Raw genomic sequence first — 12,400 nt, forward strand, 5'->3', positions numbered from 1 at the left:
GCCGTCACGGCGGCGGCAGCCGCAGCTCCACCACCAGCCCGCGCGGCACGTTCCCGCCGATGCCCAGCTGGCCGCCGCTGATCCGCGCGATCTCGTCCGCGATGGCCAGCCCCAGCCCGCTGCCGCGCACGTTCTGGTGCTCCGGCGCACGGGCGAAACGCCTCGGCAGCAGCTCCAGCTGCTCCTTCGGGACGCCCGGCCCGTCATCGGCGACCCGTACCACCGCCGAGCCGTCCGCGGCCCGCCGGGCGCACACCTCGACCCGGCCGCCGCTCGGCACGAACTTCACCGCGTTGTCCAGGGCCGCGTCCAGGACCCGGCCCGCCGCGTCCGGCAGGGCACGGGCCGCCAACTCCCCGGCCGGGCCCCGGACCGCCAGCTCCAGACCGGCCGCCCGGAACACCGGCAGCCAGGCGCGTACCCGCTTCCGCACCGCCGCGGCCACGTCCTGCTCGCGCAGCTCCGGCGCCGCCGACTCCACCCGGGCCAGCGCCAGCAGCCCGTCGAGCAGCTCCTCCAGCCGCTCCGTCTCCTCCAGCGCGCGACCGTGCTCGGCCCGGCCGGGACCGGGGGCGACGTGCGGCTCGACGTTCTCCAGCTGGAGCACCAGCGTCGCCAGCGGATTGCGCAGCTGGTGCGAGGCGTCGGCGACGAAGTCCCGCTGACGGGAGAGGGACTCGGCCAGCGCCTGCGCCATCGCGTTGAAGTGCCGCCGCAGCCGCCGCAGTTCCGGCGGCCCGGCGTCCGAGACCGCCCGCGCGTGCAGGCTCCCGGCGGCCAGCCCCTCCACCGCCCGGTCCAGGTCGAGCAGCGGCCGCATCAGCCAGCGTGTGATCCCCGCCGCGACCAGCGCCGCCGCGCCGAAGGCGGCCGCCGCCCCGGCCGCGATGAGCGCCCAGCGGGCCGTCACGTCCCGGCGGGCGGCGTCCGCCGGCACCGCCAGCAGCACCGCACCGCTCACCCGCTCGTCCCGCCCCACCGGCTCCGCGAGCACCACCCGCGCCGGACCCCAGGGCCGCACCGTCGGCAGCCGGTCGGTGGAACGCCCGGTCAGCGCCCGGTCCCGGGCCTCGGCCGCCGCGGAGGCCCCCGGACCCGTGAGCGAGGCCCGCGCCGGCCCCGAACCGGCCCGCGCCACCGTCGCCCCCGACGGGTCCACGACCACCACCGCGGCCCCGTACAGCTCGGCGTACCGGCCGATCTCCGCCGACAGCTCCGCCCGGTCGGCGGCCGTACCGGTCCGGTCGGCGAGGTCCGCGAAGCGCACGGCCTCCGAGCGCCGTTGCAGCAGCAGGTGCTCGGTCCGCCCGCGCGCGTACGCCTCGGCCAGGGGCACGCACAGCAGCAGCGCGGCCGCCCCCATGAGCACCATCAGCACCGCGAGGAGCCTGCGCCTCACGCGCCGGACTCCCCGTCCGGACACCCGGCGGCGGAGCCCAGCTGGTAGCCGAACCCGCGCACCGTGCGCACCAGCCCGGCCCGTCCCGTCTTCGCCCGGATCCCCGCGACGTGCACGTCCAGCGAACGGGACGCGGCCAGGAAGGCGTCGCCCCAGATCCGGTCCAGGATCTCCTCCCGGGAGTGCACCTCGCCGGGCCGCGCCGCCAGGAAGGCCAGGACGTCGAACTCCCGCCGCGTCAAACGGACCTCGGCGCCGGCCACCGTGACGGTGCGGCCCGCCGGGTCCACCTCGACGTCCCCGCTGCGCACCGGCCCGCCGGCGTACCGCGCGGGCTCGGCCGCCGTGCGCCCGCCCGACCGGCGCCGCACGCTGTCGATCCGCGCCATCAGCTCCGCCATCCGGAACGGCTTGACCACGTAGTCGTCGGCGCCCGCCCGCAGCCCCTGCACGACGTCACGCTCCTCGCAGCGCGCCGTCACCACGATCAGCGGGGCGTCGCAGACCGTGCGCAGGCGGCGCAGCAGCTCCAGGCCGTCGAGATCGGGCAGCCCCAGGTCGAGCAGGACGAACTCGGCCTCGCGGACGTGCCGCAGGGCGTCCGCCGCCCGTGCCGCCCGGCGTACCGTGTGCCCGCGCTGGGCGAGGGCCGTGCCGAGGGCCCGGGCCATGCGGTCGTCGTCCTCGACGAGCAGTGCGTGCATCGGGCCCTCCGGCCGGGTTCGCGGGTTCACGGTTCACGGTGTCAACGGGCGGCCCCGGCACCGGCCTTCGCGGACGCGGAGCCACCGGCGGGCGTGTCCGCCCCGGCCGCCTCGGCCCGGCTCAGCGCCGCGTCACGGGTGTCCGGCATCAGCAGGTACGTCACCAGCGAGACCAGCGCGCAGCCGGACACGTACCAGAAGAACATCTTCTCGTGGCCGCCGCTCTTGAACCACAGGGCCACGTACTCGGCCGTGCCGCCGAACAGCGCGTTGGCGATGGCGTACGGCAGGGCCACGCCCAGGGCGCGCACCCGGGTCGGGAACAGCTCGGCCTTCACCGCCGCGTTGATCGAGGTGTAGCCGGTGACGATCACCAGGGCGAGCAGGGACAGGCCCAGCGCCGACCCGTACGAGTCCGCCGAACCGAGGGCCGTCATGATCGGGTACGTGCCGAGCGTGCAGCCCACCGCGAAGGTGATCAGCAGCGGGCGGCGGCCGATCCGGTCGGACAGCATCCCGGCGAAGGGCTGGAGCACGGCGAAGAGGGCGAGGGCGGTGAAACTCACCAGCGTGGCCGTCGTCTTGGGCAGGCCGGCGCTGCCGACCAGGTACTTGGTGAGGTACGTGGTGTACGTGTAGTACGCGACGGTCCCGCCGAGGGTCAGCGCCATCACCAGGCCGGCCTGCCGCCGGTGCTGCCACAGCGCCTTGAGCGAGCCGCGCGCACTGGCGTCGTGGGCACCCTCCTCGGAGGACTCCTCCGTGAACGCGTCGGTCTCCTGGAGCCGCCGCCGCAGCCAGAACACCACCACCGCGAACAGGGCCCCGAGGACGAACGGGATCCGCCACCCCCAGCTCGACAGCTGGGCCGCGGTCAGCGTGTGCTGCATCGTGATCAGGATGCCGAGGCCCAGCAGCTGCCCGCAGGTCATCGAGACGTACTGGAAGGACGAGCCCAGCCCGCGCCGGTCGCGGGCCGAGGCCTCGGTGAGGTACGTGGCGCTGGCCGCGTACTCGCCGCCGATGCTCAGCCCCTGGAGCAGGCGCGCCAGCAGCAGCACCAGGGCGCCGGCGTACCCGGCCTGGCCGTAGGTCGGCGCGACGGCGATCATCAGGGCCGCCACCGACATCATGGTGACGGTGAGGGTGAGCGCGCTCTTGCGCCCGTGCCGGTCCGCGGCCCGGCCCAGGATCCACCCCCCGACCGGGCGCATCAGGAAGCCCACCGCGAAGATGCCCGCGGTGTTCAGCAGCTGGGTGGTCGGGTTGTCGCCGGGGAAGAAGGAGTCGGCGAAGTAGATCGCGAAGCTCGCGTAGACGAACCAGTCGTACCACTCCACGAGGTTGCCCAGCGATCCGCCGATCAGGGCGAGGCGCCGCCTGGCGCGCTCCTCCCGGTGCGGCGACTCGGGCGTGACGGCGGACGAGGACATGGCGGCTCCAGACGGAAGTCCCTGACGGGAGGGGGGAACGCCCCGGACGAGGGGGTGCCCAGAGCATGGATCCGGTGCCGGACCCGGACAAGGCCCGCCACCGAGATCTAACGTTCCGCTAAGGAACCCGCGCCCCGGCTCAGCCGGCCGGGGCCGTCGTCGTCGGGGTGTTCCAGCCGGAGAGCCGCAGGGCCGGGGGCGTGCCGTGGAGGTCGGCCGTGCGGTAGGTCGCCGTGAGCGTCGCCGATTCGCCCGGCCACAGGGTGACCTGGTTGTCGCTCCAGCGGACGGGCAGCAGCGGTGCGCCCGCCGCGCCCAGCAGGTGCACGTCCGTGAGCAGGGCCGGGGTGCTTCCCGTTCCGGTGTGGCGCACGGTCACCGTCGTCGTCGAGACCCCCTGGCCGTCGGCCGTCGTGGAGGCCGTCGCCGCCACGGCCGACCGCGGCATCGCGTTCAGCCCCGTCAGGTCGGCGTACGCGGTGGTCGGCGTGTGGTACCAGGTGCTCCTGGAGTAGTCGAGCACGTCGGCCCGGGTGGAGAGCCAGTAGACGTTGCGGCTCACCTCCCGCCCGTCGGCGTCGGTGAGCAGCAGCCGTGCCAGGTGGGTGGTGGCGAGGCCCGGCACCGACGCGGGCAGCGTCAGCGCGGTCGTGCTCGCTCCGCCGCCCGCCACGTCCAGCCCCGTCACCGTCCGCTCGTAGCGCCGCGTGCCGTCGGGGTCGAAGAGGGTCACCCGCGCCGTCAGGCCCGAGGCCGCGGACGCACGGCTGTTGACGACCGAGACGGCCCGGTCGTCGTACCCGTACTGGATGTGCAGCGGCTCGTTCGCCTTCTTCGCCCCGAAGTAGGCGCCGCCCTGGTCGAGGTAGCGGTCCACCAGCTGCCAGTGCAGCGACGTCCAGCCGCTGTTGAACATCCAGTACACCACCCCCGTCGAGGGCGCGGAGGCGTCCTTCGCGTTGCGGGCGTACGCCTCGAACTGCGCCCGCACGGCCTCGTACTGGGCGAGCTGCGCCTTGCGCACGTAGTCCTCCAGGCCCGTGGGCGCGCCGTAACGGCCCGCCAGGGCCGCGTCGTACAGCCTGAGCGTCGAGAACGTGGACGAGGGCGAGCGGTGGTACTGGGCCGCCGAGGGGTCCTTCCACAGGCTCTCCAGCTCCGCCGGTGACATCATCCGGCGCAGGGTGTCCAGGGTCGGCACGTCCGGCCCGGCGCTGGTCTCGGAGTTGAAGCCGGTGGCCCCGCCCTCCCGCTTGGCGTACCAGTAGCCCGGCGGGACCCAGTCGTAGGGCCCGGTCATCTTCATCCCGGAGCGCCCGGTGATCGGTGAGGACCGGCCGGAGGCGGAGGGGACCACCGGGGCCGTCCAGTCGGCGGCCTCCAGCGCGTCGAGGTAGCCCTGCTCGATCGTCCGGTCCGGGGCGAAGTCGCTGCCGATCAGGAAGGAGGCCACGCTGGGGTGGCGGCGCAGCCGTGCGGCCTCGGCGGCCATGGACGCCCTGGCGACCGGGTAGTCGGCGCTCTCCCACCGCTGTCCGGCCTCCGAGCCGTTGACCTCGCCCTCCCACTTGCCGCAGCACTCCCATCCGGGCAGGGTGAGGATCCCGTACCGGTCGGCCAGGTCGAAGAACTCGTCCGGCTCGATGTGCCCCTCCAGGCGCAGCGCGTTCAGCCCCAGGTCGAGGGCGTACTTCAGGCGGTCCTCCACGTACCGGGGGTCCCAGCGCAGGAACTCGTCGGGGGACCAGCCGCCGCCCCGGATCAGCAGCGGGCGTCCGTTCACCACGTACTGGCGTGCTCCGTCGGCGTTCAGCGGTGCCCGCACGTCGCGGATGCCGAAGGATTCGTGCGCGGCGTCGGAGGGCAGGCCGTCCACCGTCGCGGTCAGGTCGAGGGAGTACAGGGGCTGCCCGCCCATCGCGGCGGGCCACCACACGCGGGGCGCCTGCAGCCGCAGCGCCGGGTGGTCGGCCGGGGAGAAGACCACGGTGCGGGTCTCGTGCGGGGCGAGGGTGACGCTGCGGCTGACGGGGGCCGGGCCGACGGCGCCCGCGACCGTGGCGGTGACGGCGGCCGCCGAGTCGTTGCGCACCCGGGCCTTGACGGTCAGCTCGGCCGAGGCCATCGAGGGCAGTGCCAGGGAGGTCACCACGTGTGCGTCGCGCAGGGCGACGGGGCCGCCCCGGCGCACGGTGACGTCGCGGACGATCCCCATGTTCCCGTCGGGCGGCGGCTGCAGCCAGTCGAGCCAGCCCATCGTGAGGTGCTCGCGCGGGTCGTTGGGCCGGATCCGGAACGCGACCGTGTTGGTGCCCGCCCTGACCAGGTCGGTGACGTCGGTCTCGTGCCGGGTGTAGGCGCCGGTGACGGTGGTCGCGTCGGCGATCCGGCGGCCGTTGACGTAGACGTCGGCGGCCGAGATCACCCCGCTGAAGTCCAGGTACGTACGGGCGGTCGTGTCGGCGACGAGGAAGTCCGCCCGGTACCACCACGGCACGGTGAAGTCCCCGGCCGGGATCCTCTTTTGCCGGGTGGAGTAGAAGGGGTCGGGGTGGACCCCGGCCGCGAGCAGTGCCGCGAGCACGGTGGACCGGGGCCCGGCGGGGTACCAGCCCGTGGCCGCGTAGCCGGGGCTGGACACGGCGGCGGCGGTGTCCGCGACCTTCGCCGTCGACTGGATCGCGTACCCGGCCAGGGCCGTCGCGGTGCCTGGCGCGCCCGCGACGGCGGTCGCCCGCGGTGCGGCGGGCGGCGTCGGCGGGGGTGCGGGCGCCGCGGGGGAGGCCCCGGCGGCCAGGACGAGGACCAGCGAGCCGGCGGCGAGGGCGGCGGTCCGGGCGTACTTGGGGACGGGGCGGTGCGGCACGGGGGACCTCCCGTGGGGGACGGAACGCGGGCGGGGGGTTGCGCGCGGAGTCTTCCACGCCGGGTGCCCGCACCGGCCCCGGCGCGCGGGACCACGGGCCACGACCGCCCCTGACCCGCCCGCCGGGCCGGGCGCCCGCGAGCGCACCCGGCGTGCGAGCCGCCCGGACGAGCCGGGGCCTGTCCCGCACCTGCGCCACCCAGGGGAACCGGCCGGGGCATGATGGCGGGGTGAGACCGCACCACCCGGCCGTCGGTGGACCGGCCGCCGGGGGCCCCGGGATCCTGGACGTCGCCCCCACGCCCCGGACGGCTCTCGTGTGGCTCCCGCCGCCCGGGCTGTGGCAGCCCATCCAGGAGCTCCGGGCGGAGCACGACCCCCAGATCCGCCGCTGGCCGCCGCACGTGAACCTGCTCTTCGGCTTCGTACCCGAGGAGGACTTCCCGGTGGCCCTACCGTTGCTGGCGGAGGCCGCGGCCCGCTGCGCGCCCTTCGCCGTCCGCCTCAGCGGGGTGCGCGCCTTCCGCCACCGCGCCTACGCCACCGTGTGGCTCGACCCCGCGGCGGCCGGCGAGCGTCCCTGGACGGCGCTGCGGGAGTCCCTGGCGGAGCCGTTCCCCCAGTGCCGGGGGCGGTTCCCGCACTTCACCCCGCACCTGTCGCTCGGCCGCACCCGCGACCCGCGCCGGCTGGTCCCGGAGTGCGATGCCCGCCTGGCCGGGATGTCCGCCCGGGTCGACGAGGTGGTGCTGCTCTCCCGCCGGGGAGAGGGGCCGATGCGCCCCCGTGCCACGATCGCCCTCGGCACGGGGGAGACGGCCCGGCGGCACGCCTGAGCGTCGGGGTCAGCTTGGCCCGGCCGCCAGCAGCCGGGTGCGGAACAGGTCGAGGACGGTGTCCAGGGCCTGCCGCGTGGGCTGGCCCGGCTCGTCCACCAGGTGCTCCGTCAGGACGGAGTGCGGGGGCAGCACGGCGTCGGGGTTCGCCGCGGCGTCGTCCAGCTCCACGGCGACGAACGCGTCGCCCAGCTCGCGGCGCAGGTGCGCGAACCGGTCTCCGGGCACCAGCCGGTCGCCGCGGAAGCGCAGGCCGAGCACCTGCAGCCCCTCGCGCTCGCAGCGCCCGCGCACGACCGCCAGGTCCTCGGGGGAGATGTCGATGCGGCCGGCCCGGCCGGGGGTGAGGGCCAGCGGCAGCGACGGCTGGGACAGCACCGGGGCGAGCAGGCGCGGGTCGGTGGCCATGGCCAGCGCGAACCCGCCGGTCAGGCACATCCCGACGGCGCCGACCCCGGGACCGCCGCAACGCTCGTGCTCGGCCGCGGCGAGCGCCCGGAGCCACGACACCACCGTCGACGTGCGCCCGGTGGCCAGCAGCGTGAACTCCCGGCTCACGCAGACCCGCAGCATGCTGGAGGCGACGTAGCCGGCGGTCTTCGTCCGGCCCGCGGTCCTGGGATCCGCGTCCCGGCCGGGTTCGCCGAAGAGCACCGGCAGCACGGCGGTGCAGCCCGCCTCCGCCACCCGCTCGGCGAACGCCAGCACCTTCGGCGTGATGCCCGGGATCTCCGCGATGACGATCACCGCCGGGCCCGAGCCCCGGCGCAGCAGCCGCCGGGTGGTGCCTTCGTGCGTGAACGTGCCCCTGGTGAAGCCGGTCAGGTCGTGATCTGCCACGGTCCCCCGTTCCCTCCGGTCGAATCCTCTTGGGCGGCCACCAAGTTACCGGGACGTAGGGGTTGTGGCCAGCAGGACCCCGGGGTCCGGCACAAGATCATCCGCGTGCAGAATGACCCGTATGTCGATGACGAACCTGCCCAAGACGGCCACCGTTGACGATGCCCCTTCGATCAGCCGTGCCCTGGCCCGCGCCTTCCACGACGACCCGATGATGAACTGGTTCTTCCCCGCCGAGGACACGCGCGAGGAGAACCTGACGCGGTACTTCAGCACCATCTACACGCGCCAGTACGTCCGGCACGGCGTGTGCGAGCGCACCGGGGCCGCCGCCGCCTTCTGGGTGTCGCCGGAGGGCCACGAGAAGTCCGTCCCCGACGCGGACACCATCCGGGAGCTCACGGAGATCCTCGGCGACCGGGCCCACCTGTTCCGCGACGCCGTCGAGCTGGCCGCCCGGCACGCCCCGCAGGAGCCGCACTGGTACCTGGCGCTGATCGGCGCGGACCCGGCCGGCCAGGGCCGGGGCCACGGGTCGGCGCTGCTGCGCTCCGGCCTGGCCAAGGCCGACGCGGCGGCCCTGCCCGTCTACCTGGAGTCCTCCAAGCCGTCCAACCTGCCCGTCTACGAGCACTTCGGCTTCGAGGTCCTGGGCGAGGTCGAGCTCCCCGGCGGCGGCCCCACCCTCTGGGCCATGCGCCGAGCACCCCGCACCGCCTGACACCTCCGCCGGCGCCCGCTGCGGGTGCGGGGCGCGGCCGGATGAGGAAAGCTGGGAGTGCCGCGGCACCGGCGGCGGGAGCGACCGGCGAGGAGGGGCGGATGGACGCCATGGAAGCTTCGCGAGGGACCCGGCCCGTACGGGTGCGCCGGCACGGGGTGCGCAGGGCGGCCCTGTTGTGCGCGCTCGCGGCCCTCGCGGCCGCCGCCGTCCCGGCCTCCGCCGCCCGCACCCCCGCGGCCCCGGACCCGCTCGTCGTGGTCGACTGCTTCGACAAGCCCCAGGTCCGCCCCGAGGAGTACCTGCTGGCCTGCGGCGACGGCAACAACCGGCTCGTCGACCTGCACTGGAAGAGCTGGGGGCCGGGCACCGCGACCGCCACCGGCACCGACATGGTCAACGACTGCCGCCCGTACTGCGCGGCCGGGCACTTCCGCGCCTACCCGGTGACGGTGACCCTGAGCGAGCCGCGGTCCTGGCCCGGGCACCACGACGTCCGGCGCTTCACCACGATCCGGCTGCTCTACACCGGCACGGCGCCCCACCCGGTCCCCAAGGACGTGACGTACAAGCTCGTGTACTGAGCCCCGGACGTGGGAAGGGCCGGCCCGGCGCCCGAAGGCGCCGGGCCGGCCCGGCGCGTCGTACCGCCCGCCGGGGTCAGTCCGTGCCGAACTCCATCGCGGCGCGGTCCAGCATCTCCTCGTCGGCGGAGACCGCGCCGCGCGAGGCGATGGCCTCGGCGCCGCCCTCCGGCATCTCCGGCATGCTGCCGATCAGCCCGGTCGCGGCCGCCTGCGCGGCGCCGACGGCGGGGCTGCCGGTGCCGATCAGGCCGAGGACGGCGTACTGCTCCAGCTTGGCGCGGGAGTCGGCGATGTCCAGGTTGCGCATGGTGAGCTGGCCGATCCGGTCCACCGGGCCGAAGGCCGAGTCCTCGGTGCGCTCCATGGAGAGCTTGTCCGGGTGGTAGCTGAACGCCGGGCCCCGGGTGTCGAGGATCGAGTAGTCCTCACCGCGCCGCAGCCGCAGGGTCACCTCGCCGGTGACGGCCGCGCCGACCCAGCGCTGGAGGGACTCCCGGACCATCAGGGCCTGCGGGTCCAGCCAGCGGCCCTCGTACATGAGCCGGCCGAGGCGGCGGCCCTCGTTGTGGTACTGGGCGAGGGTGTCCTCGTTGTGGATGGCGTTGACCAGGCGCTCGTACGCGGCGTGCAGCAGGGCCATGCCCGGCGCCTCGTAGATGCCGCGGCTCTTGGCCTCGATGATCCGGTTCTCGATCTGGTCCGACATGCCCATGCCGTGGCGGCCGCCGATGGCGTTGGCCTCCATCACCAGGTCGACGGCGGAGGCGAACTCCTTGCCGTTGATCGTGACGGGGCGGCCCTGGTTGAAGCCGATCGTCACGTCCTCGGTGGCGATCTCGACGGACGGGTCCCAGAACCGCACGCCCATGATCGGGTCGACGGTCTCCACGCCGGTGTCCAGGTGCTCCAGGGTCTTCGCCTCGTGGGTGGCGCCCCAGATGTTGGCGTCGGTGGAGTACGCCTTCTCGGTGCTGTCGCGGTAGGGGAGGTCGTGGGCCAGCAGCCACTCCGACATCTCCTTGCGGCCGCCCAGCTCGGTCACGAAGTCCGCGTCCAGCCACGGCTTGTAGATCCGCAGGTGCGGGTTGGCGAGCAGGCCGTAGCGGTAGAACCGCTCGATGTCGTTGCCCTTGAAGGTGGAGCCGTCGCCCCAGATCTGGACGTTGTCCTCCAGCATGGCCCGGACCAGCAGGGTGCCGGTCACGGCGCGGCCGAGCGGGGTGGTGTTGAAGTAGGCCCGCCCGCCCGAGCGGATGTGGAACGCGCCGCAGGTGAGCGCGGCCAGCCCCTCCTCGACCAGCGCCGCCCGGCAGTCGACCAGGCGCGCGATCTCGGCGCCGTAGGTCTGCGCGCGGCCGGGCACCGAGGCGATGTCGGGCTCGTCGTACTGACCGATGTCGGCGGTGTAGGTGCACGGGACGGCACCCTTGTCGCGCATCCAGGCGACCGCGACGGAGGTGTCGAGACCGCCCGAGAAGGCGATGCCGACGCGCTCGCCGGCGGGAAGGGAGGTGAGGACCTTAGACATAGGAAGATTATGCATGCCGCCGCATGGTCATGCAATTCCGGATCGCATCCCGGACCGGCGGCCCCCTTCGCGCGTCACTTCCCGCCGCCGAACGCCCAGGACTCGATGTCCCGGTAGTGGATCGGCCCCGGGCCCCGGCCGATGTTGCTGCCGACCAGGTGGAGGCGCTCCGCCTCCCACTCCCGGCCGCTGAAGGCCGTGAGCCCGGCGGCGGCCCGCGGTGCGGCGGACGGGTCGCCGCGCCGGGCCCGGGCCAGCGTGAGGTGGGGGCGCAGCGGCCGGTCCGCGAAGCCGATGCCGCACTCCTTCACCGTCGCCCGCACCTCGGAGGCCAGGACGTGCAGCTCCTCCAGCTCGCCGGCTATCCCGCTCCACAGGACCCGCTCGTCGAAGTGCCCGCCGCCGCGCAGGGACAGCCGTACGGGCCGCCGGGCCGCCGCCAGCTCCGCGAGCCGGGGCCGCAGCGGCGGAACGGCCGCGACCGGCAGTTCGCCGAGGAACGCCAGGGTGACGTGCCAGTCCTCGATGCGGTTCCAGCGCATGCGCGGGTGCGCGGCGTACGCGGGGGCGAGCGCCCGCTCCAGCTCCCGCTTCGCGTCGTCGGGCGGGGCGAGGGCGATGAAGACGCGGACGGTCGCGGCCTGGGTGTGTTCCTTCACGTACGCCTTCGTACCGCCTCCCGGCCTCCCGGTCACCTTCCGGCCCGTCAGGTCGGCCCGGAGCCCCGTGCGGCCTTCTATCTCCAATTCCGGTTGTTCCTAGAATGGGGGAATGGAGGACATCGATGCGATCGCGCTGCTGCAGGACCCCGTGCGGCGCCGGCTGTACGAGTACGTGGTGGCGCAGGGCCGCGAGGTCGGCCGGAACGAGGCCGCCGAGGCGGCCGGAGTGGCGCGCACCCTCGCCGCGCACCATCTGGACAAGCTGACCGGGGCCGGCCTGCTGGAGAGCGGCAGCCGCCGGCTGACCGGCCGCTCCGGGCCGGGGGCGGGCCGTCCCGCGAAGGTGTACACGCGGGCCCGGGCCGAGTGGGCGGTGTCGCTGCCCGCCCGCGACTACCTCACGGCCGCCGAGCTGCTGGCCGAGGCCGCCGAGGGGGCGGGGCTGGACGCCGGGCTCTGCGCCGCGGCGCGCCGACGGGGGGAGGCCCTGCGGGGACCGGGGGCGGCGCCCTGCGGCGGGCTCGACGAGGCGATGGACGTCCTGGCCGCCCGCGGTTACGAACCGCACCTGGAGGGGGCCGAGGGGGAGGGGGGTGGCAGCCTGCCCGTCGTCCGGATGCGCAACTGCCCCTTCCACGCGGTCGCGGAGCGCTTCCCGCCGCTCGTCTGCGGCATGAACCTCGCCCTGCTGGAAGGGCTCCTCGGCGCGGACGGACCCGTCCGCGCCCGGATGGACGCCCGGCCGGGGGAGTGCTGCGTGGTGGTCGAGAGTTCTAAAAACAATATCGATTGACATAGAAAAGAGCGCCGTGCTGGGATGGGGC

The 12,400-nt window shown here is 74.8% G+C and carries 11 protein-coding genes; 4 read left to right on the forward strand and 7 right to left on the reverse strand.

From position 1 onward, the window contains the following. Window positions 1–4: 4 nt before the first annotated feature. The 4 genes from ABD973_RS32535 to ABD973_RS32550 form a co-directional block, all read right to left on the reverse strand. The gene (locus ABD973_RS32535) at window positions 5–1,399 is read right to left on the reverse strand and encodes a sensor histidine kinase (RefSeq protein ID WP_345503811.1); all 1,395 of its coding nucleotides are present in this window, start codon (window positions 1,397–1,399) and stop codon (window positions 5–7) included. Next, a complete protein-coding gene (locus tag ABD973_RS32540) occupies window positions 1,396–2,103 on the reverse strand; it encodes a response regulator transcription factor (protein WP_345503813.1) in 708 nt (235 codons plus the stop codon). Before ABD973_RS32540 ends, ABD973_RS32535 begins: the two co-directional genes overlap by 4 nt. Window positions 2,104–2,144: 41 nt before the next feature. Then, window positions 2,145–3,536: an MFS transporter gene (locus tag ABD973_RS32545; protein ID WP_345503815.1), complete on the reverse strand. Its 1,392-nt coding sequence runs from the start codon at window positions 3,534–3,536 to the stop codon at window positions 2,145–2,147. Between the two features lie 139 nt (window positions 3,537–3,675). Continuing rightward, window positions 3,676–6,402 (reverse strand): glycoside hydrolase family 2 protein, encoded by a 2,727-nt coding sequence (locus ABD973_RS32550; protein WP_345503817.1) that lies wholly within the window; start codon window positions 6,400–6,402, stop codon window positions 3,676–3,678. 230 nt (window positions 6,403–6,632) lie between these two features. Here ABD973_RS32550 and ABD973_RS32555 point away from each other — a divergent pair, with 230 nt between their 5' ends. Beyond that, window positions 6,633–7,238 (forward strand): 2'-5' RNA ligase family protein, encoded by a 606-nt coding sequence (locus ABD973_RS32555; RefSeq protein WP_206436464.1) that lies wholly within the window; start codon window positions 6,633–6,635, stop codon window positions 7,236–7,238. Window positions 7,239–7,247: 9 nt separating this feature from the next. Here the strand turns inward: ABD973_RS32555 and ABD973_RS32560 are convergent, their stop codons facing one another. Continuing rightward, on the reverse strand, window positions 7,248–8,078 hold the full coding sequence (locus tag ABD973_RS32560) for a dienelactone hydrolase family protein (protein ID WP_125819834.1): 831 nt from the start codon (window positions 8,076–8,078) through the stop codon (window positions 7,248–7,250). A gap of 112 nt (window positions 8,079–8,190) precedes the next feature. Here ABD973_RS32560 and ABD973_RS32565 point away from each other — a divergent pair, with 112 nt between their 5' ends. Beyond that, window positions 8,191–8,799 carry a GNAT family N-acetyltransferase gene (locus ABD973_RS32565; RefSeq protein WP_345503821.1) on the forward strand — a complete coding sequence of 203 codons (609 nt, stop codon included), beginning with the start codon at window positions 8,191–8,193 and terminating at the stop codon, window positions 8,797–8,799. A gap of 101 nt (window positions 8,800–8,900) precedes the next feature. Further along, a complete protein-coding gene (locus ABD973_RS32570) occupies window positions 8,901–9,383 on the forward strand; it encodes a hypothetical protein (protein WP_241253100.1) in 483 nt (160 codons plus the stop codon). A 76-nt stretch (window positions 9,384–9,459) separates the two neighbouring features. Here the strand turns inward: ABD973_RS32570 and argG are convergent, their stop codons facing one another. Together argG and thpR are read right to left on the reverse strand one after the other, a co-directional pair. Then, window positions 9,460–10,914 carry an argininosuccinate synthase gene (gene argG, locus ABD973_RS32575; RefSeq protein WP_125819832.1) on the reverse strand — a complete coding sequence of 485 codons (1,455 nt, stop codon included), beginning with the start codon at window positions 10,912–10,914 and terminating at the stop codon, window positions 9,460–9,462. 74 nt (window positions 10,915–10,988) lie between these two features. Next, window positions 10,989–11,573, reverse strand: a complete 585-nt coding sequence (gene thpR / locus ABD973_RS32580; RefSeq protein ID WP_125819831.1) for an RNA 2',3'-cyclic phosphodiesterase — start codon at window positions 11,571–11,573, stop codon at window positions 10,989–10,991. Between the two features lie 112 nt (window positions 11,574–11,685). Here thpR and ABD973_RS32585 point away from each other — a divergent pair, with 112 nt between their 5' ends. Further along, the gene (locus ABD973_RS32585; protein ID WP_125819830.1) at window positions 11,686–12,369 is read left to right on the forward strand and encodes a helix-turn-helix transcriptional regulator; all 684 of its coding nucleotides are present in this window, start codon (window positions 11,686–11,688) and stop codon (window positions 12,367–12,369) included. Window positions 12,370–12,400: the final 31 nt, after the last annotated feature.

The sequence above is a fragment of the Streptomyces racemochromogenes genome (assembly GCF_039535215.1).
GTDB classification, from domain to species: Bacteria; Actinomycetota; Actinomycetes; order Streptomycetales; family Streptomycetaceae; genus Streptomyces; species Streptomyces racemochromogenes.

Coding starts and splice junctions, on each gene's coding strand:
- ABD973_RS32540 (WP_345503813.1), bottom strand. CDS start 2,103: ATGCACGCACTGCTCGTCGAGGACGACGACCGCATGGCCCGGGCCCTC.
- ABD973_RS32545 (WP_345503815.1), bottom strand. CDS start 3,536: ATGTCCTCGTCCGCCGTCACGCCCGAGTCGCCGCACCGGGAGGAGCGC.
- ABD973_RS32565 (WP_345503821.1), top strand. CDS start 8,191: ATGACCCGTATGTCGATGACGAACCTGCCCAAGACGGCCACCGTTGAC.
- ABD973_RS32570 (WP_241253100.1), top strand. CDS start 8,901: ATGGACGCCATGGAAGCTTCGCGAGGGACCCGGCCCGTACGGGTGCGC.
- argG (WP_125819832.1), bottom strand. CDS start 10,914: ATGTCTAAGGTCCTCACCTCCCTTCCCGCCGGCGAGCGCGTCGGCATC.
- ABD973_RS32585 (WP_125819830.1), top strand. CDS start 11,686: ATGGAGGACATCGATGCGATCGCGCTGCTGCAGGACCCCGTGCGGCGC.